The following is a 20,390-nucleotide window of genomic DNA, read 5'->3' as shown; positions in this document are numbered from 1 at the left end:
CCCACTTCCTACACCCCGGCGGCGACAGTCCACCGGCCGTGCCGGAAGGGGTCAGCGGCCGGAGATCTCGTCCACCGCGTCGGCCACGTCGGCGCCGGTGACGGTGGTCAGCTCCGCGGAGCTGGCGGTGCCGCCGAGCGCGGCCAGGCGCACGTCGCGGAGCATCGCGGCGCGCTCGAACAGCGAGCGGACGAAGCGGCCGTTGCCCAGGCCGTCGATCGACCCGTCCTCGCAGACCCAGGTGAAGACCGCGGCCAGGTTCTCCCTGGCGGCCTCGTCGAACCTGTCGCCCGACCGCTCGGCGAGCAACTCGGCGATCTCGGCGAGCTGGGCCGGCGTGTAGGAGGGGAAGCGCACCCGCTGGTTGAACCGACTGGCCAGGCCCGGGTTGGTGGCCAGGAAGACGTCCATCTCACGCTCGTATCCGGCCAGGATGATCACCAGCCGGTCGCGGTCGTCCTCGGCCCGCTTGAGCAGCGTCTGCACGGCCTCGGCCCCGAACGCGTCGCCCCCGGCGTAGCCGCTGTTGACCAGGCTGTAGGCCTCGTCGATGAACAGCACCCCGCCCAGCGCCCGGTCGACCAGCTCGTTGGTCTTGATCGCGGTGGAGCCCAGGTGCTGGCCGACCAGGTCGGCGCGCTGGGCCTCCACCACGTCCGGCCGGGCGAGCAGGCCCAGGGCGGCGAAGATGCGGCCGAGGATGCGGGCCACGGTGGTCTTGCCGGTGCCGGGCGGGCCGGTGAAGACGAAGTGCCGCATCTGCGGCGGGGTGGGCAGGCCGCGCTCCTGGCGCATCCTGGCCACCCGGAGCTGGGCGGTGATCGCGTGGACCTGCCGCTTGACCGGTTCCAGACCGGCCATCCGGTCCAGGTCGGCCAGGGCCTCCTCCAGGGTGGGCGTGGCCTGGTAACCGCGGTAGCGGGCGGTGAGCTCGTCGAAGGCCTTGGCCACGTCCGGCTCGGTGGTGGTCACCAGGTCCTCGGTGGTGGGCGAGCCGCCCGCGCCGACCACCCGCACGTCGCGGGCCTGCGCGGCGGCCTCCACCAGACTGCGGACGAACCGGGCGTTGCCCAGCTCGTCGACGATCCCGCGGCGGTGGACGTCCTCGAACCTCGCCAGGAGGGCGGGCCGGGCCTCCTCGGCCATCCGGTCGCCGCGGCGCCGCTGCAGCAGGTCGGTGATCTGCACCAGCTCGCCGGGCGCGTAGCCGGGGAAGCGGACGCGGGTGGCGAACCGGCTGGCCAGACCGGGGTTGCTGGTCAGGAAGGAGGTCATCTCCTTCTCGTATCCGGCCAGGATGACGATCAGCCGGTCGCGGTCGTCCTCGGCCCGCTTGAGCAACGTCTGCACGGCCTCGGCCCCGAAGCGGTCGGGCTGGCCGTCGCCAGAGTTGATCAGGCTGTAGGCCTCGTCGATGAACAGCACCCCGCCCAGCGCCCGGTCGATCAGCTCGTTGGTCTTGATCGCGGTGGCCCCGAGGAACTCCCCCACGAGATCGGCGCGCTGGGCCTCCACCACGTACGGCGTCTCCAGCAGGCCGAAGGCGTAGAAGATCTTCGCGACGGTCCTGGCCACGCTGGTCTTGCCCGTGCCGGGCGGGCCCACGAACACGAAGTGGCGCATCGGCGGCTCGGTGGAGTATCCGGCCTCCTTGCGCAGGCGGGAGGCCTCGATCGAGGCGGCGATGGAGCGGACCTGCTCCTTCACCGGGGCCAGGCCGATCATGGCGTCCAGCTCGCCGAGCGCCTCCTCCACCGAGATCGGCGGCGGCGCGGACCTGCCGCCGTGGCTGTGGACCTGCGGCGCGCCCTCCTGGACGCGGACCCTGACCGGCTGCTCGTGCTCGGACAGCGTCCCCCTGACCCGGCGGGCCTCGACGAGGCGGTAGAGCAGGACCGCGGCGGCCACGCCGTAGGCGGCCCACGGGCCGGCGGCGGGCGCGATGAAGTACAGCGCGAAGGCGGCCACGGCGGCGGGGACCAGGGCCATCAGGGTGGTCAGCCACGGCGGGACCCAGCGGATGAGGTGGGCGGCCCCGGCCACGGCCACGCCCAGGACCAGCAGGAGCGCGGGGACGGGTGACTGCGAGCCGTACAGGCCCATGAAGAAGCCGAGCAGGAGCATCCACCCGGCCAGGACCAGCACGGTGGCGCCGGCGCGGGGGAAGCGCAGGGTCAGCGCCGTGAAGCCGAGCAGCGCGATCGTCAGGAGTGCGGTGGTGAACAGGGACCAGCTCAGGACCGCGGCCAGCGTCATCACGGCGAGGAAGACGCCGACGTGGAGCAGCCGTCGTCCGGCGGGAGGAAGGTGGAAGTAACGCGCCCGCACCTGTTCGAACAGATCCCGTGCCGCCGCCCGCCCGGCCGGCCTGGCCCTGTCGGAGTCCCGCATCACGCCTCCCCGGTCCGCCCCCGGTTATACCGCACCGGGAAGAGGTTTGGGCGTGCCCGGGCACCGCGCCACGCCGCCGCACCAGAACAATCAGATCACCGGGACGTAGCGCAACGAACGTACCGAATGGGAATGTCACCGGCCCGCCACCCCCATCTGCGACAGGCCGGTCGAATCAGGATCCGGCGGACGCCCCGGTGCGGACGGAGGGGGTCAGCGCGCGGGACGGCCGTCCCCCGGGCGTACCCGGCCCTGGTGACGCCCGGGATAGTCCCCGACCACGACGTGCTCGGGGGTGACCCTGAGCACGTCGGCCTCGGCGTCGCCGACGGCGATGCCGCGCACCTCGGCCCAGAAGCGGCGGTCCGTCGGGTCGGCGACGAACACCGCCACCCGCGGGTCGCGCTCGGTGGCCTCCCACGCGTCCTCGGCGGCGATCAGGCGGAGTTCGCCTCCCGGGCCGACCGGGCCGACCGAGCCGACGGCCAGCGCCCTCGGCCCCGTGGGATCGGAGTAGGCCAGCACCACCCCCCGTCCGTAGGCGAGGGCCCGGCGCACCTCGCCGCTCAGCTCCACCGGGGCCCGCGCGTCGCCGGGCAGGCGGCGTCCGGAGCCCTCGTACATGACCAGCGAACCCCGCCAGGGCCCGGGCGCGCCCCGCCACCACGCCCGGGCCGACCTGATGACGTAGGCGGCCACCACCGTCACCAGGACCCCGATCGCCGCCTGCCACGACCAGCGGCCGAACCGATCGGGGAGTCCGAGAGGGCGTACGGCCGCCGCCACGACGAGCGCCACCGACGCCAGGACGATCAGGGACACCACCGCGGTGAGCCAGCGGTCGGCGGGCGCCCGGCCGCGCACCCTGCCGTACGCCCAGCCCAGCGCGGGCGGCACGGCCAGGGCCGTCAGCGCCCAGCGGGAGTCGTCCAGCAGCAGCGCGCCCGTCACGACCAGGACGAGCACCGACCAGGCCCGGACCGCCACGAGCCAGAGCGTCACGTCGATGTCGTGGGCGGCCGTGCGGTCGTCTCCGGCCGCGGCGAACTCGGTCAGCGCCCTGACCGGCCGCCCCCGCCACGCCTCGGCGAGCGTGCGCAGGATCAGCACGGCCAGCCCGTTGAGCAGCACCAGGCCGGCCAGCCCGGCCCAGGGGCTGCGGGCGAGGGCGGGCAGCGCGGCGGGATCGGGCAGCCCGGTGAGGGGGAAGTCCTGTACGGCGCGCGGCAGGGTGGCGACCGCCGCGACGTAGGCGGCGACCGCCATCAACGTGATCGCGACGCTCATGCTGAGCCACGCGTCGCGGGCGAGCATCCCCGGGACGTAGGGCCAGAGCCTGACCCGGTGGGCCTGCCTGAGCGTGATCACCAGTGCGGCGGCCGGCGCCACGGCCCCGCCGATCACGGCCTCCGTGGTCAGCCCGTAGCCGAAGGCGGCCACCCCGACCGCCAGGAGCGCCACGGCGAGCAGGACGCGGACCTGCCGGGACCACGACTCCAGGGCCCGCCGCGCGCGGCCGGTCTCGCGGGGGTCGACCGGCCAGGCGGGATCGTGGTGCCCGCGCGAGCGCTCCCAGCGCAGGAACGTCAGGCCGAGGTTGACCCGCGCCCCGGGATGGTCCTGCACGCGGCGCAGCGCCCGGTCGTAGGCGGCGCGGGCGTGGCGGTGCTCCCCGCGCAGCAGGCGCAGGTCGCCGACGAGCACGTGCGGGTCGGGCTCCTGCGGGGCGTAGCGCGCCGCCCGTCCCGCCTGGGACCACGCCTCCTTCCAGCGGCCGGGGACGCGGCGCAGGGCCGCCCCCAGGCGCAGCCGCGCGGCCCAGGATCCCGGCGTCAGCCGTACGGCCTCCTCCGCGGCGGCCACGGCCTCCGCGTCACGGCCGAGCCGTTCGAAGGCCAGGCTGGCCAGGCGGTAGCCCCAGCCGGCCCCGTCCTGGGCGTGCGGATCGCTCTCGACCGCCAGACGGGCCGCCTCCAGGGCGGCCTCCGGCTGGTCCCTGCCCAGCCGGGCCACCGCCACGGCACACCACTCACGCGCGCTGCCGGGACCCAGCGGAGCCGCGTCACGACCGTCCTCGCCGGGATCGCTCACCACGGTGACTCACGAACCTCGCACCTGCTCACCATGGTCGCTGACGAACCTCGCACCTGACTCATCATGGGACCCACGAACCTCGTACGAATAGATCACGACGGCTCACCCTCGCGCCGACTCCCACGACCGCCATGGTCGGTGCACGATCACTGTTTGCCTAGGTCCACGCTATAGGGGTCTATCTCTCTAGAGAGGTCGAAGCCGCGCGATGGTGCATATCGCCTGAATCGATCCTCCAATGACCACGCGCGACCGCCGGAGTTGGCCTAAGCTGCCTCGCATGTTCATCCAGGCCGGCTCCCCCTGCGGCCTATGACCCTTGTGGAGACAGTGGCCGGCGCCGAGCGCGCAGGGACCGGCCCCCACCCGCTCAGGACCGGCCGCTGGTCGGTTCTCGTCCTGCTCTGCCTCAGCCTGCTGCTGATCGCGGTGGACGCGACCGTGCTGCACATCGCGGTCCCCGCCCTGACCGCGGCGCTCGAGCCCAGCTCGGTCCAGCTGTTGTGGATCATCGACGTCTACTCCCTGGTGGTCGCGCCGCTGCTGCTGACGTTCGGCACGCTCGGCGACCGCTACGGGCGCAAGCGCCTGGTGCTGTTCGGCTATCTGGTGTTCGGCGCCGCCTCGGCCGCGGCGGCGCTGGCGCCGACCCCCGCCGCCCTCATCGCCGCCCGCGCCTTCCTCGGCGTCGGCGGCGCCATGATCATGCCGGCCACGCTCTCCATCATCCGGCAGGTCTTCACCGACCGGCGGGAGCGGGCGATCGCCCTGGGGGTGTGGAGCGCCGTCGCGGCGGCCGGGGCCGCGCTCGGCCCGATGCTCGGCGGCCTGCTCGTCGAGCATTTCTGGTGGGGCGTCGTCTTCCTGATCAACGTGCCGATCCTGCTGGTGCTGCTGCCGGCCGCGGCGCGGATCCTGCCCGAGTCCCGCGAGCGCGCCGGTCATCCCTGGGACGCGCCCAGCGCCCTGCTGTCGGTGCTGGGCATCCTGGCCTTCGCCTTCGGCCTGAAGGAGATCGGGTCGGGGCACCCGGCGGGGCCGGCGGCGTTCGCGTGCGGCGCCGGGCTGCTGGCCTGGTTCGTACGCAGGCAGCGGCGGCTGGCCTTCCCCCTGCTGGACCTGGGCCTGTTCCGCAGCCGGGCGTTCTCCACCGGGGTCGCCGCGGTGCTGCTGACCGTCTTCGCCCTGGTGGGGCTCCAGCTCATGCTCGCCCAGTACCTCCAGCTCGTGCTCGGCGACGGCCCGCTCGGCGCCGCCGTCCGCATGCTGCCGCTGATGGCCGCCTCGGTGGCGGGCGGCCTGGCGGGGGCGCACCTGCTGCGCCGGTTCGGGCTGCGCGCCACGATGGGCGGAGGCCTGGCGCTGACCGCGGTGTCCCTGGCCCCCACCCTGTCCTGGGGCACCGAGTCGCACCCGCTGGGGCTCACCCTCTGCTTCGTCGGCATCGGCTTCGGCATCCAGGTCGCGCTGCTGGCCGCCTCGGACACGATCATGTCCTCGGTCCCCGAGTCCCGGGCGGGCGGGGCCGCGGCGGTCGAGGAGACGGCCTACGAGCTCGGCGCGGGACTGGGCGTCGCGGTGCTCGGCACGATCACCACCGCCGTCTACGCCCCCTCGCTGCCCCCGGTGGCGGGCGTCTCCGAGGAGCTGATGACCCAGGCCCGCCAGTCGCTCGCCGCCGCCGCCCCGGTGGCGCGGGAGGTCGGCGGCCCGCCCGGGGCCACGCTGCTGGAGAGCGCCCGCGTCGCGTTCGTCGCCGGGCTGCACTCCACGATCGTGGTGAGCGTGTTCCTGCTGGGCGCCACCGCCGCCGTCGTGGCGTTTCTCGTGCCGCGCGGGTCCGCCGACCGCAACGATCCCGACTGACGAGTTTGCCCGGCTCCCGTCCGGTCATCTAATGGGCAAGGACGGTGAATCGGACCAGAATGAGGAGCCGTGCGACAATCCCTCCGAGACATCGCCGCGCTGGCCGCCAGGCTGGGAGTCGGCGGGATCTTCTTCGTCAACGGCTGGCAGAAGCTGCGGGCCGGCCTGGACGCGACGGCCGACCAGTTCGCCGCGCTGGGCGCCCCCCTCCCCGAGCTGTGGGCCGGCACCACGATGCTGATGGAGCTCATCGGCGGGACCCTGCTCATCGCCGGGCTCGCCGTACCCGCCTGCGGCCTGCTGCTGTTCGCCGAGGCGCTCGCGGTGTTCGTGATCGCCAGCGGCGACCAGGGGCTTCCGCTCACCGGAGGCGCGGTCAGCCTGATCGTCGCGCTCGGCGCCGCCTCGATCATGCTGGCCGTCAACGGGGCCGGGCGCCTGTCGGTCGACCACATGGTGGTGATCAAGCGGAGGGAGGCCGAGGCCGCCGAGGACTTCGCCGCCGACTCCGAGGCCGACGACGTCCTGGCCTCGCTGCGCGAGCCGGAGACGGCCGCCCCGGCCCCTCCCCCGCAGGATCCGGCGCCGGCGCCGGAGCAGGCGCCTCCCCCGGCTCCCCCGGCCGCGGGCGCGCCTCCGGCGGGCGAGGAGAGCACCACGGACACCGCCGAGTTCCCCGTCCGTCCGCGGAGCCGTCGCCGGAGCGGCACGACCGAGCAGCCCCCTGCGCCCAAGCGGGGTGACACGCTGGTCGCCCGTCAGAAGAACCCCCCGGCGGACGACTGAACCACCGGACCGCCGCGGGTGATCACTCCGCTAGCGGCGTAACGCGACATAACCGCATAAATCGCGTTTTATTCGGTGCGGTGCCACCCGCGCTGGCGTAACAATGTCCGGCATGCGCCTCCCCAGCTGGTTCGCCGAGCGGGCCGAGCCCGCTCCTCCCGAGACCGAGCTGCGCGTCTCCACGCTCGAGCTCTTCTTCGACCTCGTCTTCGTCTTCACCGTCACCCAGCTCACCGGACTGGTGGCCGACGGCATCCAGAACGGCACCCCCTGGCAGGGGGCGCTCCAGGTGGTGCTGGTGTTCGGGGTGATCTGGTGGATGTACGCCGGCTACGCCTGGCTGACCAACGCCATCCCCCCGGTACGGCCCGCCCGGCGGGTGCTGATCCTGCTGGGCATGGCCGGGTTCCTGCTCGTGGCGCTGGCGATCCCCACGGCCTTCGACGGCGGAGGCGTCGCCTTCGCCGTCGGCTACCTGCTGCTGATCCTGGTCCACGCGGGCCTGTACCTCCAGGCGACCGCCGCCATGTCCCGGGTGATCCCGTTCAACCTCGGCGCGGTCGCGCTGATCGCCGTGGCGAGCCTGCTCGACAGGCCCTACGACTACCTGCTCTGGGGCGCGGCGGTGCTGCTGCTCTGGGGCAGCCCGTACTTCATCGGGCAGAAGGGCTTCGCGCTCAAGGCCGGGCACATCGTCGAGCGGCACGGGCTGCTGGTGATCGTGGTGCTCGGCGAGTCGATCGTGGCGATCGGCATCGGCGCCCAGGGCCTGCCGGTCGGCTTCGCCCTGGGCCTGACGGCGGTGCTAGGACTGGCCCTGGCCGCGGGCCTGTGGTGGATCTACTTCGGCGGCGACGACGAGGTGCACGCCGAGCACGCCCTGGCCGGGACCGAGCCGGTACGGCGCACGCGGCTGATCCTCGGCGCCTACTTCTACGCCCACATCCCGATGCTGCTCGGCGTCGTCGCGGTCGCCGCCGGAGTCAAGAAGGCGATCGGCCACCCGACCGACCCGTTGAAGCTCGGCGCCGCCGTGACGCTCGCCGCGGGCGTCGTCCTGTTCCTGGCGGGCAACGCCTGGTTCCGCCGGGTGCTCGGGATCCCGGGCAACCGCCTGCGGATCGCGGGGGCGCTGGCCGCACCGGTGACCGTCGCGCTCGGGTTCTGGTCCGCCCTGGCGCAGCTGGTCGCCCTGGTGGCCCTGGTGACGGCGGTGGTCGTCGTCGAACGGCGCCGGGCCGCCAGGCACTCCGTCGCCGCCTGACCGCCGGCCCCGCCGAGGGGACCCGGATCAGCCGCCGCTGCCGTACGGGCGGGTGATGATCTCCAGGTTGTGCCGGTCGGGATCCTCGAAGTACAGGCCCCGCCCGCCGTCGTTGCGGTTGATCCGCCCGGGCTGCCGGTGGCCGGGGTCGGCGTAGTAGGTGATCCCCGCCTGCCGGATCCGCTCGAAGATGGCGTCGAACTCCTCCTCGGAGATCAGGAAGGCGTAGTGCTGCGGGGTGATCGGACCGCCGTGGTCCATGAAGTCCAGGGTGACGCCGTTGCCCGTCTCGACCGGGAGGAACGGCCCGTACGGCGCGCCGACCGTCAGGCCGAGGATGGAGGCCAGGAAGTCGGCGGACGCCTTCTTGTCGCTGGCCGCGACGATGGTGTGGTTGAGCTCGACCGGCATGGCGGACCTCCCCGTAGTCACATCGCCGGCGCCGCGCCCGCAGCGCCGGTGCGGCGGCCGCGGCGGGCACCGCACCCTCACCCTACGCGGCGCCCCCGTCCCGCGGCCCGGGGCTTCCCGATCTTCTTTCCGCCGGGAGAACCGCGAACCTCCGGAGCTCCACGCCCCTCCAACAAGACATGAAGCCGTCGCACACCGGTCCCCGCAGGGGCGCCGGCATCGCACTGACGCTGGTGGCGACCTCGCTCCTGGCAGCCTGCTCCCCCGCGGCGTCGTCCACTGCGCCGTCCCGGGACACGGCGGCGCCGTCCGCCACCCCACCGGCCCCCGCCGCCGCGGCGCCTTCCGGGACACCGGGCGCCGTGACGGCCCGCGCCTCCGAACCGGCGGGACTCTGCGACCCCCGGCGCCGGCCCGCCGCCGGGCAGGCCGTACCGTCCGACGATCCCGGACCGGAGCCCTCGTCCCGGGGCGGGAACGTGATCGACGGGCTGCACGTCGGGTACGTTCCGGAAGGGTTCTCCTGGAGCGAGAGCCCGGCCCCGCAGTCGTACGGCGAGGTGTGGGAGTACGGCCGCTCCTGGTCCGACGACAGGGACGACGCCGACGAGCGGCACCGGTTCCTGTGGATCCGGGTGGTCTGCTGGGACGCCCTGCGGGACCTGGACCGGCTCAGGGGCCTCCCGGTCCCCCTGGGCAGGTTCTCCGGGGACGTCACGACCGAGTCCCTCGCCGGACGGCGGGTCCTCGCCATGGACGGCGACGGAGCCCTGGGACGCGGCCGCCTGGTCGGCTGGATCGAACGCCCCGGCGTGGCCGTGACCGTACTGGCCAGCGAACCCCTGCTCCCCCGGCTCGCCGAGATCGTCGAAGGCGTCGAACCGTCCTGAGCGCTCTCCCCGTAGAGAGCCGGACGGTCCGCACTCGAAAGCTCCCCGCCGAAAGGCCGCGGCCCCCGTGCCGCGATCCGCGTGACAAAGATCACGCGAATCGCGCTTCCGGAGGCGATGAGCTCCACGGCTCCGGAAGCGCGGCCTTTCTCAAAAGGTCATCCCCGTCTTGTCAACGGCGCTTCTTGGCCTTTCCGGACGACTGACTCGCCCCGTTCACGCGCGCCCACTGCCTCGCCGCCTCCCGCATGGCGCGTTCCGCCTCTTTCGCAGCGGCACGCAACCTGGCATTGTCCTTGTCGGGTGACGCGGCCAGAATTCCGGAGCCGACGGAGGCCTGCTTTGAACTTTCCGCGTGCGCCCCGGCCGCCGAGGCCGCCAGGAAAACGGCGGACGACGTCAGGAAAATGACAGACAGCTTGCGGAACGTTCCCATTCTCTTCCTCCCTCTGGACTCTCCGGTCAGCCTCTGGAACCCTTCCCGGACACGTCGAACCGTTGCGCACGCGCACCGGAAGCCCCTCGACCTCGGGCTACGTCCTCACACGAGCACGGAAACGGGTTTCCGGACCCACCTTCTAATGCATGGACGGCATCAAACCGCTTACGGCGACCCCCTTTTACCCCCGTGCGCTTCACCCCGGCCAGGGAGCCGATTTCAACAACCGTCGGAAAGGCGGACTACGACGATCCCCGGATTCAGAAGCTATCGGCCAACCGTAGCCGATCCGGACGGCGGATATCAACCGGTCCTTTCAAGGGGGTCCTTTCACACTTTCGATTCGAGTGATTAATTGCTCACTCCGAGTGCGACAGCGCGAGAAGGCGAAGATTACCGCGCTTCCAGGATCAACTCGGGCACGAAAGCCGGACGAATGTATTCGACGGGTCCGGCCCGGATCCGTACGGGCGGATGGGAGACCGCCGGGCGTTCACCGAATGGGACCGCTCCCACCCCTGCCCGGGGCGTGGACTGGAGATGACTAGGTAGCTGGCGGTTTCAGGCATGTTGGCCGAAGGACTGCTCTTTGTCGGCCTTGATCCCCATAATTGGTGATCCGCAATGACCGTCTCAGGGGGGAGTCATCATGCCGGATGTCGGGCCGATCGGCCCGGGGGATCCCGGACGCGTGGCCGAGTACGAGATCGTCGGCCGGCTCGGAGAAGCTGTCTACCTGGGACGTTCACCCGCCGGGGGCCGGGTCGTCGTCAGGCTGCTTCCGGCCGATCTCGACCAGGAGCGCTTCCTCGCCGCGGCCGGGCCGCTGCGGGAGATCTCGGCGTTCTGCACGGCCGAGGTCCTGGACACCGGGGTGGCGGACGGCCGGCCGTACATCGTGAGCGAGTACATCGACGGCCCCAACCTCCAGGAGGCCGTCGCCTCCGGGGGCACCCTGCGGGGTGCGGCGCTGCACCGGCTCGCGGTCGGCATGATGACGGCGCTGGTGGCCGTCCACCAGGCCGGGATGATCCACGGTGACATCCGCCCCGACAACGTGGTGCTGGGTCCCGACGGGCCACGAGTGATCAACTTCGGGGTGGCCAGGGCCCTGTCCGCGACCGAGGCCGCCGACACCCGCAGGGTCGGCGTCCCGGCCTTCACCGCCCCCGAAGTGCTCCGCGGCGCGGACCCCGCGCCCGCGGCCGACCTGTTCGGCTGGGCCGCGACGCTGGCGTTCGCCGCGACGGGGCGCTCTCCCTTCGACGGCGGCTCGATGGCCGGGACCGTCAACCGCATCCTCAACGACGAGCCGGACCTGGAGGCGGTGGAGGACGACCTGCGCGGCACCGTCGCGATGTGCCTGGCCAAGGATCCGGACAGCCGCCCGGCGGCGAGCGACGTCCTGCTCAGGCTGGTCGGCGAGCTGCTCACCACCGACCTCGGCCCCGCCCCGGCAGCCACCCGTCCCGTACGGCGCCGTCGGCCGCTGCTGCTGGGCGCCGGCGCCATGGCCATCGCCCTGCTGTCCGGCGGCACCGTGTACCTGCTCACCTCCCCGTCGGCGGCCTCGGCACCCGTACCGGTGAGCGCGCAACCGTCCCCGGCCGGCAGCCTCCTGCCCACCGCGCCTACCGCCGCGCCGCCGGACACCGTGCTCTATCCGCTGGAGGAAGTCGAGAAGGCCACCAAGGACGTCCCGATTCCGGGCTTCGGCATCACCGTGCACGAGAATCCGAAGGACCCGGTCAGGATCAGCTCCTACATCGCGCTGGGCGAGGTCACCAGTACCCACGTCAGGGAGAAGGGCAAGGACACCTTCCGTACGGTGACTCCGGGGACCTATCCCGAGCTGTCCCCGAACGAGGAGCTGGCGGCGCTCAACTCCGTCGTGAAGTTCACCCAGTCGGACACCGACCACATCCAGGTCACCGAGGTCGCGACCGGTGAGACGTTCACGGTGCCGACCGTGAAGAAACCGTTCGAGACCGTCCGGCAACCCGTGTGGTCGGCGGACGGCTCGAAGGTGCTGCTCTCGGTCCGCGAGGCGGACAAGAAGGTGATGGCCGGGTTCGTGATCGTGGACGTGGCGGCGCGCAAGGCCACCTTCGTGGTGACGGAGACCATCGGAGACGAGAACAACCTGTTCGTCTTCGCCCCCGACGGCTCGATCGCCCGGCGCTTCTTCGACGGCAAGACGACGGGCGTCGACTTCTACAACCTCCAGGGACAGATCGTCCGGAGCATGCGCTGGGTGGGAGAACCCCGGGGCCTGGACTGGTTCTCTCCCTCCGGGAAGCTCTTCTACACGATCTGTCCTAAACGGGAAGGTCTGTGCGTGTGGGACACGGTGACCGGCAACCGTCGCCACACCATCCCCGTCCCCCTCAACGACGGGCTGACCCTGCACGGCTGGTTCAACGAGAACCACCTGATGGTGGAGCGGATCACCGGGAAGAACCGCCAGATCCAGGTGATCGACTTCGTCGGGAAGGTGCAGCGGGTGCTCGCTGATCGAAGGGGCCACAAGGAGACGGCGTACCTGCGCTTCACCCGCAGGTCGGATTCCTGATGCCGGTCGACCCCCTGCGCGCCGCCGATCCCGAGCGGATCGGCGGCCATCGGATCACCGGCAGGCTGGGCGCGGGCGGGCAGGGCGTGGTCTACCTGGCCGAGTCGCCCTCGGGTGAGCGGGTCGCGGTCAAGCTGCTGCGCGTGGGGAGTGACGACTCCGCCCTCGCCGAGTTCCACCGGGAGATCGAACTCGCCCTGCGGGTGAAGGCGTTCTGCACGGCGCAGGTGCTGGAGCACGGCGAGTTCGACGGCGCGCCGTACATCGTCAGCGAGTACGTCGACGGCCCCAGCCTCGCGCAGGTGATCGACGGACGCGGGGCCCTGCGCGGCACGGAGCTGCGCAGGCTGGCGATCGGGACGCTCACCGCCCTGTCGGCGATCCACCAGGCGGGCGTGGTCCATCGGGACCTCAAACCCGCCAACGTGCTGCTGGCCAGAGACGGACCGCGCGTCATCGACTTCGGGATCGCCCGGGCGGCGGACTCCGAGGCGACCGCCGAGCACATCGTCGGCACCCCGCCCTACATGGCGCCCGAGCAGTTCAGCGGGACGCCGGCCGGGCAGGCCTCCGACATGTTCGCCTGGGCGGCCACGGTGACCTGCGCGGCGACCGGCTCGCCCCCGTTCGGGACGGGGCCGGTGCCGGCGACCATCCACCGGATCCTGTCCGGCGAGCCGAAGGTGGGCGAGCTGGAGGGGGAACTGCGGGAGCTGGTCCTGCAGTGCCTGGCCAAGGATCCGGCCGTGCGGCCGACCGCCACGGCGGCGCTGCTGCGACTGCTCGGCCACGCCGTCCCGCCGCCGCGCCTGCTGGCCGAGGGCCGTGCCCGTGCCGGGGGACGCGATCCCGGCGTGGAGGAGGACCCGTCCGTACGGGAGGGCGACACGATCCCCGCCCCCGCCCGCGGCATGGGCCGAGTCATGCGCGGCCGCCGCGGGATCGTCGCGGGGCTGGCCGCAGTGGTGGTCGCACTCGCCTCCGGGGCCGGGATCCATCTGGCGCGGACGGCGGACGACCAGACGGGCGGTACGGCGGACACGCGCCGGGACGGCGGTACGGCGAACCCCGTCGCGCAGCGCAGGACCGGCGGAACCATGGCCGCGGAGTCGGCCTCCTCGGTGCGGATCCCCGGAACCGGGATCACACTGCGGGAGAACCCCGCCGACACCTGGCGGGTCACCTCCTACCAGGACGGCCGGCCGGAGAGCCGGGCGGGCAGGCCGTGGGACCTGCCGTATGTCAGGAGCCGCGACACCGACGCCTTCGAGCGGTTCGGCGGCGAGCACCGGATCGTCGTGTCCCCGGGCGGCGCGTACGTCGCGGCCAGCCCGTACGGAAAGATCGAGTTCACCGACTTCGACCGCGTTCTGATCGTCGATCGGGCCACCGGCCAGGAGTTCACGGTGCGGACCGCCGAGCCGCCCCTGCAGACCTGGTCTCCCCGCTGGTCGCCGGACGGCTCACGGGTGCTGCTGACCGCCTTCGAGTCGATCGGGACGGCACGCCTGTTCGGACGGAGCATGGGCTTCGTGATCGTGGACGCGGCGGCGCGGATCGCGCGATTCGTCCCGGTCGACGACAACGACGGCGCCGTCGGTGGCGGTGAGAGCGGCGGCGCCGACGGCGGGGACAACGGGACGCCTCCCTCCTACGCCTGGGGTCCCGACGGGACGACCGTGATCCAGCAGGCTCCCGGCGGTGCGGTCCGGGTCAGGAACCTCGACGGCTCGCTCGTGCGCACCCTGCGTGCGGTCGGCCAGGCGACGTGGGACGACGTCGCGGTCACCCCATTGGGCACGGTCATCACTACGGTTTGTCCCGATAAATCGGGAAACATCTGTCTATGGGACTACGCCACCGGCGCGAAGAAGGCCACCGTGCCCATGCCCGAGGGGACGGACTTCGCCGGTTGGCTGGGCGAACGCAACCTGCTGGGGGTCAGGTCACGGGGGAAGGACAAGGAGGTGGTCATGCTGGATCTCCAGGGCCGTGCCGTACGCGTCCTGGCCGAGGGTCCCGCCACCGCGATGGACCAGATCGATCTCACCTACACCGCACGTTGACCTTCGGGGCGGCATCATCCCAGGTCCACGCCCAACAGGCGGCCAAAGGCTCGTCACTACACGTATAAATACGGATTCCCAGAGTCACTGAACCTATTGAACCGGACGTGCCACCCCTATAGGTTTGCCCGCATGCACCTCCCGGGAGGCGGCCTGCAAGCGGCCGCCAACCGGATGTCAAGCGTCCCGGCGCACAGTGACAGCGAGGAAAGGAGGGCAGACCATGCGACGCATCAAGCTCACCCGGACACAGACCCGGCGCCGTCCCGTTCGGACGTCCGATCTGGACCTGCGGTCGCCGTCGGGCCGCAGGCTGCCCTACTGACGCGATCCTTACGGCCGTCTTATACGGTTATGTGCATATTTCATATAACGGAATCATCACGCCGGGGGGCTCAATGAGGAGACTTGTGGTCGTTCCACCGCATGTGGCGCGGATCAAGATCAGGGACATCCGATCCGCGACACGCCGCCGGAGTCCGGGGGATCCCAAGGTGGTCGATCTGCGTGCCTACACGGGCCGCAACGTCATCCGTTTCCCCCGGGCGAACGGTCCGACCCCGGCCGCCTGATCCCCCGCAGGCTCCGGCCCAGCAGCACCACGGGGATCAGTACGGCCAGTGACAGCGTGACCACCTGACCGACCGCGTCCACCGGCGGGAAGTGCCCGAGGTGCCCCAGATGGAAGGCCAGGTGCGGCACCGCGAAGGCCAGATATCCCACCAGGAGCGTGCGGACGAGCAGCCGGTCCAGCGTGACGGCCGCCACCGCCAGCATCACCCCGAACCCCAGGTTGAGACCGCCGAAGTCGAGCAGCAGGTGCTCGTTGTACGGCGGGTCCACCCACCGGCGGCCGGGCAGCGGGAACCCCTCGTAGAACCCGGCCGGGGAGACCAGCGCCCACGCCCCGATCACGAGTTGCGTCAGCGCCAGATAGACCAGGCCCGCACGGAACCACCGCGAGACTCCGGGCGGCGGACCCCACCCCGTCGCCCGGTCCCGCCCCCCGGGACCTCCGGCCACCGGATCCCGCTTCGCCCGATCTCCCTTCATCCGGTCCCGCTCCGTTTCGCTCCCGGCCGCCACGACCGGCTCCGGCACCGCGCTCATCGGTCCACCACGCTGTATCCGGGGCGCTCTCCGGCCGCGGCCAGGAACTTCTCGAAGGTGACCCGGCCGTCGCGGCGTCCGGGCACCATGTGCACGCCCCCGCGGAAGGCGGCGAACACCCTGCCGGGGATGGGGACCGGCAGCACGGGCCGCCGCCTGCCCGTCGCCCGAAGATAGATCCGCGCGATCTCGGCCGCGCCGAGGACCTCCGGCCCGCCCAGATCGGGTACGCGCCCGGCGGGCTCGCCCACGGCCAGCTCGGCCAGCCGCTCGGCGACGTCCTCGGCCTCGATCGGCTGGAAACTCGTCCCGGCCGGGACGAACATGACCGGCAGCCGGGCCAGCATGCGCGCGCCGTACCGGATCAGGTCGTGGAACTGCGTCGCCCGCAGGATGGTGTACGGCAGGCCGGAACGCTCGATCATGCCCTCGACCTCGTGCTTCGTGCGGTAGTAGGAGTAAGGGTGCCGGTCGACGCCGACGATGGAGACGTAGACGAGGTGCGTCCCCCCGGGCGCCGCGGCGATCAGGCGCCGGGCGGCCTCGACGTCGGCCCCCCGCTTGAAGGGGTCGCTGGCCAGGTGGACGATCGTCCGCACCCCCTCGACGGCCTCGGCCAGGCCGGCCCCGGTGGTCAGATCGCCGATGTACGGCGGGCGCGTGCGGCTCAGCACGCGGACGGAGTGACCGGCGGCGGTGAGCCGGTCGACGACGTGGCGGCCGAGGGTGCCCGTGCCGCCGGTGACAAGGATGGTGTGTGTCATGCAGCTATGAACCGGCGAGCCCCCGCGAACGTGACAGGATCCGCGGGGAACTCCATGATTTCTCCGGGATTCCTCCGGCGGGCGCCCCCGGACCGGGCGCCGCGGCGGCGAACCCCGTGATCACGCCTCCCCGGCCGGCCACCGGAACCGGCCCAGCTTGCCCGGGTTGAGCACGCCCCGCAGGCCGACCACCTCCCCGTCCGCGATCTCCACCACGGACACCATGACGACCTGCCCGTCCTTCGCCAGCACGATCCCGTCCTGGCCGTTGACCTCGGCGTGGCGCGCCTCGGTGCCGGCGCCGTACTTGACTATGAGCCCCACCAGGTAGCGGACGACCCTGTCCCGGCCGGTGACCGGCCGCAGCGCCGCGCTGACCCTGCCGCCGCCGTCCGACCAGGAGACCACGTCGGCGGCCAGCACCCGCTCCAGTCCCGCCAGGTCGCCGTTCTCGGCCGCCTTCAGGAAGCGTTCCACGATCCTGCGGCGCTGCTCGCCGGGGGCGTCGAACCTGCGGCGCTCGCCGACCCGCTGCCGGGCCCGGCGGTGGAGTTGGCGGCAGCCGGCCTCCGTCAGGTCGAGCACCTCGGCGATCTCGCGGTAGCCGTAGGAGAAGGCCTCCCTGAGCACGAAGACGGCCCGCTCCGCCGGGGTGAGCCGCTCCAGCAGCACCAGGAACGCCATGGACACCGAGTCGCGCTGCTCGGCGGTCTCCAGCGGGCCGAGCGCGTCGGTCGGCACCGGTTCGGGGAGCCAGGGCCCGACGTAGCTCTCCCGGGTGGCGCGGGCGGCGGTCAGCCGGTTGAGGCAGAGATTGGTGACGACCTTGGCGAGCCAGGCGCCCGGAGAGGCGACCGAGCCCGGCTCGGTCCCGCTCCAGCGCAGGTAGGCGTCCTGGACGACGTCCTCGGCCTCCACCGCGGAGCCGAGCATCCGGTAGGCCAGGCCGAACATCCTCGGCCGGTGGGCCTCGAACTCCTCGATCACCCGCCCAGAGTGACAGAGAATGTCGAGATTCACCCAATCCTAGAACGGAATAGTTTGTTCCGTAGGTTACATTGATGGTATGGAGACGACGACCCCGGCCCCGATGAGCGGCCGCAAGGCCCAGGCGGCCCGCAACGACCAGACGATCCTCCAGGCCGCGCGCGCGGTCTTCGTCGCCGACCCCGGCGCGCCCATCGCGGCCGTGGCCGAGCGTGCCGGAGTGGGGATCAGCGCGCTCTACCGCCGCTACGCCAGCAAGGAGATCCTGCTGCGCAAGCTCTGCTCCGACGGCCTGAAGATCTACATCGCCGAGGCGGAGGCGGCCCTGGCCGACGAGCGCGACCCGTGGACCGTCTTCGCCGACTTCATGCGCCGCATCGTGGACGCCGACACCCACTCCCTCACACTGAACCTGGCGGGCACCTTCGCCCCGGACGAGGACCTGTTCCGCGAGTCGGAGTACGCCGAGAGCCTGGCAGTGCGGGTCTTCGAGCGGGCCAGGGACGCCGGCGTCCTCCGTCCCGGCCTGGAGGTCTCCGACCTGTCGATGATCTTCGAGCAGCTCGCCGCCGTCCACCTCGTCGACGAGGAGCGCACCGTCGAGATGCGCCACCGCTATCTGGAGCTGATCCTCGACGGCCTCCACCTGACCTCGGCCGAGCCCCTGCCCGGCCCGCCGCCCACCCCCGAGGAGATCGGCCGCCGCTGGATCGTCACCTGACGGCGGGCGTCGTCAAGGCCATTTCGGCGGATTGGCCGGAGACGAGTGCGCGCCGGGATCCTACGGTGGTGGCATGCATCCGCTTCTCGATGACGATCTCGCACGCCTGCCCGAACTGCTCGACGAGACCCGGGCCTACGCCGTACGGCTCCTGGAGGGGCTGGACGACCGGCCCGTCGCCCAGGTTCCGGTACGGCACCGGCCCGAGCCGCTGCCGGTGGAGGGGACGGGGCTGCGGGAGGCGATGAAGGCCTTCGCCGAGCGGTGGGAGGCCGGTCTCGCCGCCAGCGCCGGACCCCGCTATCTCGGTTTCGTCACCGGCGGCGCCACCCCGGCCTCGCTGGCCGGCGACTGGCTGACCGGCACCCTGGACCAGAACCCCACCTCCGGCATCGACTCCACCGGTCCCGACCTGGAACGCGAGACCGTCGCCTGGCTGCGCGAGCTGTTCGGCCTGCCCGGCGAGCACGAGGGGACCCTCGTCAGCGGCGCGACCATGTCCAACTTCACCGGCCTGGCCGTCGGCAGGCAGTGGCTCGGCGAGCGGGCCGGGATCTCGGTGGCCGATCAGGGGCTGGCCGCTCTGGGGCCGGTCACCGTGCTGTCCGGGAGCCCGCACTCCAGCATCGGCAAGGCCGTGTCCATGCTCGGGCTGGGGCGCTCGGCGCTGCGCCGGGTCGAGGTGCTGCCCGGGCGCGAGGCCGTGGACACGGCACGGCTGGAGCAGGCGCTGGAGGAGCTCCAGGGGCGGCCCGCGATCGTGGTCGCCAACGCCGGGACCGTGAACACCGTCGACTTCGACGACCTGCGGGCGATCGTCGCGCTGCGCGAGCGGTACCCCTTCTGGCTGCACGTGGACGCGGCCTTCGGGGCCTTCGCCGCCCTGTCCCCCGAGCACGCCCACCTGCTCGACGGGCTCGGCGAGGCCGACTCGATCTGCGTGGACCTGCACAAGTGGCTGAACGTCCCCTACGACAGCGCGGTCCAGTTCACCCGCCGCCGCGACCTTCAGATCGCGACCTTCGCCAACTCCGCCGCCTACCTCGGGCCGCTGAGCGACGACCCCGACTTCGTGCACCTGACCCCGGAGAACTCCCGCCGCCTGCGCGCGATCCCGGCGTGGTTCACGCTCGCGGCCTACGGGCGCGAGGGGCACGCCGAGATCGTCCGGCGCGACATCGCCCTGGCCGGGCTGCTGGGCGAGCGCGTCGCCGCGATGCCCGGCTACCGGCTGCTCGCCCCCGTCCGGCTCAACGTCGTCTGCTTCACCCTCGCCCGGGAGCCCGAGCGGATCGGGGAGCTCGTCACCGCGATCATCGAGTCGGGCGAGGCGTTCCTGACGCCGACGGTCTACGACGGGGTGCCGGCGCTGCGGGCCGCCTTCAGCAACTGGCGCACCACCGAGGCCGACGTCGAGCGCGTCGCCGGGGTCCTGGCGCGGCTCGCGCCGTGACCGCCCGGTCCCGGTTCGGGGCGATCACCTAGAGTGAAGATCATGACGTATCCCGAACCGCGCTATCTCGGGGACGAGGGCGAGATCAGCGCCACCTTCCGTCCCGCGGGCCACGAGCCCGACCTGACCTACCAGAACGGCAACACGGTGGACTATCTGGTGACGGGCGCCTCCACCGGCGGGAAGTTCGGCCTCTACCGGTGGAACATGGGCCCCGAGCCGTCCGGGCCCGGCCCGCACTTCCACCGGTCGATCTCCGAGTCGTTCTTCATCCTCACCGGGACCGTCCGGATCTTCAACGGCGACCGCTGGATCGACACGGTCCCGGGCGACTTCGTGCACGTCCCGAAGGGCGGGATCCACGGCTTCCGCAACGAGTCGGGCGAGCCGGCCTCGATGCTCCTGCACTTCTCCCCCGGCGCGCCCCGCGAGGGCTACTTCGAGGGGCTCGCGGAGTTCGCCGTGTCAGGCAGGCCCGGTGAGGAGGAGCTGGCCGAGTTCTACCTGCGCCACGACAACCACTGGCTGTAGCGGCGACTGCGACCGGAGGCGCCGGCGCCCGCCCGGCTCTGCCCT

Annotated in this window: 16 protein-coding genes; 9 read left to right on the top strand and 7 right to left on the bottom strand. The window is 72.3% G+C overall.

What is annotated here, in order from left to right; translation table 11 throughout:
- Positions 1 to 51: 51 nt before the first annotated feature.
- Positions 52 to 2,391 (bottom strand): AAA family ATPase, encoded by a 2,340-nt coding sequence (locus tag Psi01_RS05485; protein WP_204062826.1) that lies wholly within the window; start codon positions 2,389 to 2,391, stop codon positions 52 to 54.
- Positions 2,392 to 2,604: 213 nt separating this feature from the next.
- Positions 2,605 to 4,485 carry a hypothetical protein gene (locus tag Psi01_RS05480; protein WP_204062825.1) on the bottom strand — a complete coding sequence of 627 codons (1,881 nt, stop codon included), beginning with the start codon at positions 4,483 to 4,485 and terminating at the stop codon, positions 2,605 to 2,607.
- A gap of 312 nt (positions 4,486 to 4,797) precedes the next feature.
- Here Psi01_RS05480 and Psi01_RS05475 point away from each other — a divergent pair, with 312 nt between their 5' ends.
- From Psi01_RS05475 to Psi01_RS05465, 3 genes are all read left to right on the top strand, one after another.
- Positions 4,798 to 6,351 (top strand): MFS transporter, encoded by a 1,554-nt coding sequence (locus tag Psi01_RS05475; protein WP_204062824.1) that lies wholly within the window; start codon positions 4,798 to 4,800, stop codon positions 6,349 to 6,351.
- A 69-nt stretch (positions 6,352 to 6,420) separates the two neighbouring features.
- On the top strand, positions 6,421 to 7,137 hold the full coding sequence (locus Psi01_RS05470; protein WP_204062823.1) for a DoxX family protein: 717 nt from the start codon (positions 6,421 to 6,423) through the stop codon (positions 7,135 to 7,137).
- Between the two features lie 112 nt (positions 7,138 to 7,249).
- Positions 7,250 to 8,401, top strand: a complete 1,152-nt coding sequence (locus tag Psi01_RS05465; RefSeq protein ID WP_204062822.1) for a low temperature requirement protein A — start codon at positions 7,250 to 7,252, stop codon at positions 8,399 to 8,401.
- Positions 8,402 to 8,428: 27 nt separating this feature from the next.
- Here Psi01_RS05465 and Psi01_RS05460 read toward each other — a convergent pair whose 3' ends face one another.
- On the bottom strand, positions 8,429 to 8,812 hold the full coding sequence (locus tag Psi01_RS05460) for a VOC family protein (RefSeq protein ID WP_204062821.1): 384 nt from the start codon (positions 8,810 to 8,812) through the stop codon (positions 8,429 to 8,431).
- Between the two features lie 179 nt (positions 8,813 to 8,991).
- Between Psi01_RS05460 and Psi01_RS05455 the strand changes: the two genes are divergently transcribed.
- The gene (locus tag Psi01_RS05455) at positions 8,992 to 9,702 is read left to right on the top strand and encodes a hypothetical protein (protein WP_204062820.1); all 711 of its coding nucleotides are present in this window, start codon (positions 8,992 to 8,994) and stop codon (positions 9,700 to 9,702) included.
- A 172-nt stretch (positions 9,703 to 9,874) separates the two neighbouring features.
- On the opposite strand, the gene Psi01_RS05450 is transcribed toward Psi01_RS05455, so the two are convergent.
- Positions 9,875 to 10,138 carry a hypothetical protein gene (locus Psi01_RS05450; protein ID WP_204062819.1) on the bottom strand — a complete coding sequence of 88 codons (264 nt, stop codon included), beginning with the start codon at positions 10,136 to 10,138 and terminating at the stop codon, positions 9,875 to 9,877.
- A gap of 652 nt (positions 10,139 to 10,790) precedes the next feature.
- Here Psi01_RS05450 and Psi01_RS05445 point away from each other — a divergent pair.
- Positions 10,791 to 12,713 (top strand): serine/threonine protein kinase, encoded by a 1,923-nt coding sequence (locus Psi01_RS05445; RefSeq protein WP_204062818.1) that lies wholly within the window; start codon positions 10,791 to 10,793, stop codon positions 12,711 to 12,713.
- Positions 12,713 to 14,779, top strand: a complete 2,067-nt coding sequence (locus tag Psi01_RS05440) for a serine/threonine-protein kinase (RefSeq protein ID WP_204062817.1) — start codon at positions 12,713 to 12,715, stop codon at positions 14,777 to 14,779. The genes Psi01_RS05445 and Psi01_RS05440 overlap by 1 nt, the downstream gene beginning before the upstream one ends.
- A 528-nt stretch (positions 14,780 to 15,307) precedes the next feature.
- Here Psi01_RS05440 and Psi01_RS05435 read toward each other — a convergent pair.
- The 3 genes from Psi01_RS05435 to Psi01_RS05425 all read right to left on the bottom strand — a co-directional run bounded on the left by Psi01_RS05435 (position 15,308) and on the right by Psi01_RS05425 (position 17,640).
- Positions 15,308 to 15,889 (bottom strand): hypothetical protein, encoded by a 582-nt coding sequence (locus Psi01_RS05435; RefSeq protein ID WP_204062816.1) that lies wholly within the window; start codon positions 15,887 to 15,889, stop codon positions 15,308 to 15,310.
- On the bottom strand, positions 15,886 to 16,653 hold the full coding sequence (locus Psi01_RS05430; protein WP_204062815.1) for an SDR family oxidoreductase: 768 nt from the start codon (positions 16,651 to 16,653) through the stop codon (positions 15,886 to 15,888). Before Psi01_RS05430 ends, Psi01_RS05435 begins: the two co-directional genes overlap by 4 nt.
- A 120-nt stretch (positions 16,654 to 16,773) precedes the next feature.
- Complete coding sequence (locus tag Psi01_RS05425) at positions 16,774 to 17,640, bottom strand: RNA polymerase sigma-70 factor (RefSeq protein ID WP_307819222.1); 867 nt, start codon at positions 17,638 to 17,640, stop codon at positions 16,774 to 16,776.
- A gap of 79 nt (positions 17,641 to 17,719) precedes the next feature.
- Between Psi01_RS05425 and Psi01_RS05420 the strand changes: the two genes are divergently transcribed.
- The 3 genes from Psi01_RS05420 to Psi01_RS05410 all read left to right on the top strand — a co-directional run bounded on the left by Psi01_RS05420 (position 17,720) and on the right by Psi01_RS05410 (position 20,345).
- The gene (locus Psi01_RS05420; protein WP_239127132.1) at positions 17,720 to 18,361 is read left to right on the top strand and encodes a TetR/AcrR family transcriptional regulator; all 642 of its coding nucleotides are present in this window, start codon (positions 17,720 to 17,722) and stop codon (positions 18,359 to 18,361) included.
- 73 nt (positions 18,362 to 18,434) lie between these two features.
- Positions 18,435 to 19,814 (top strand): pyridoxal phosphate-dependent decarboxylase family protein, encoded by a 1,380-nt coding sequence (locus tag Psi01_RS05415; protein ID WP_204062814.1) that lies wholly within the window; start codon positions 18,435 to 18,437, stop codon positions 19,812 to 19,814.
- A gap of 42 nt (positions 19,815 to 19,856) precedes the next feature.
- Positions 19,857 to 20,345 (top strand): cupin domain-containing protein, encoded by a 489-nt coding sequence (locus tag Psi01_RS05410; RefSeq protein WP_204062813.1) that lies wholly within the window; start codon positions 19,857 to 19,859, stop codon positions 20,343 to 20,345.
- The last annotated feature ends 45 nt before the right edge of the window (positions 20,346 to 20,390 follow it).

It is taken from the genome of Paraplanobispora siamensis (assembly GCF_016863175.1).
GTDB classification, from domain to species: domain Bacteria; phylum Actinomycetota; class Actinomycetes; order Streptosporangiales; family Streptosporangiaceae; genus Planobispora; species Planobispora siamensis.
The sequence above is the reverse complement of the archived record's forward strand: the minus strand, read 5'-3'. Positions and strand labels throughout refer to the sequence as shown.

Coding starts and splice junctions, on each gene's coding strand:
- Psi01_RS05485 (WP_204062826.1), bottom strand. CDS start 2,391: ATGCGGGACTCCGACAGGGCCAGGCCGGCCGGGCGGGCGGCGGCACGG.
- Psi01_RS05475 (WP_204062824.1), top strand. CDS start 4,798: ATGACCCTTGTGGAGACAGTGGCCGGCGCCGAGCGCGCAGGGACCGGC.
- Psi01_RS05465 (WP_204062822.1), top strand. CDS start 7,250: ATGCGCCTCCCCAGCTGGTTCGCCGAGCGGGCCGAGCCCGCTCCTCCC.
- Psi01_RS05460 (WP_204062821.1), bottom strand. CDS start 8,812: ATGCCGGTCGAGCTCAACCACACCATCGTCGCGGCCAGCGACAAGAAG.
- Psi01_RS05455 (WP_204062820.1), top strand. CDS start 8,992: ATGAAGCCGTCGCACACCGGTCCCCGCAGGGGCGCCGGCATCGCACTG.
- Psi01_RS05450 (WP_204062819.1), bottom strand. CDS start 10,138: ATGGGAACGTTCCGCAAGCTGTCTGTCATTTTCCTGACGTCGTCCGCC.
- Psi01_RS05445 (WP_204062818.1), top strand. CDS start 10,791: ATGCCGGATGTCGGGCCGATCGGCCCGGGGGATCCCGGACGCGTGGCC.
- Psi01_RS05440 (WP_204062817.1), top strand. CDS start 12,713: ATGCCGGTCGACCCCCTGCGCGCCGCCGATCCCGAGCGGATCGGCGGC.
- Psi01_RS05435 (WP_204062816.1), bottom strand. CDS start 15,889: ATGAGCGCGGTGCCGGAGCCGGTCGTGGCGGCCGGGAGCGAAACGGAG.
- Psi01_RS05430 (WP_204062815.1), bottom strand. CDS start 16,653: ATGACACACACCATCCTTGTCACCGGCGGCACGGGCACCCTCGGCCGC.
- Psi01_RS05420 (WP_239127132.1), top strand. CDS start 17,720: ATGGAGACGACGACCCCGGCCCCGATGAGCGGCCGCAAGGCCCAGGCG.
- Psi01_RS05415 (WP_204062814.1), top strand. CDS start 18,435: ATGCATCCGCTTCTCGATGACGATCTCGCACGCCTGCCCGAACTGCTC.
- Psi01_RS05410 (WP_204062813.1), top strand. CDS start 19,857: ATGACGTATCCCGAACCGCGCTATCTCGGGGACGAGGGCGAGATCAGC.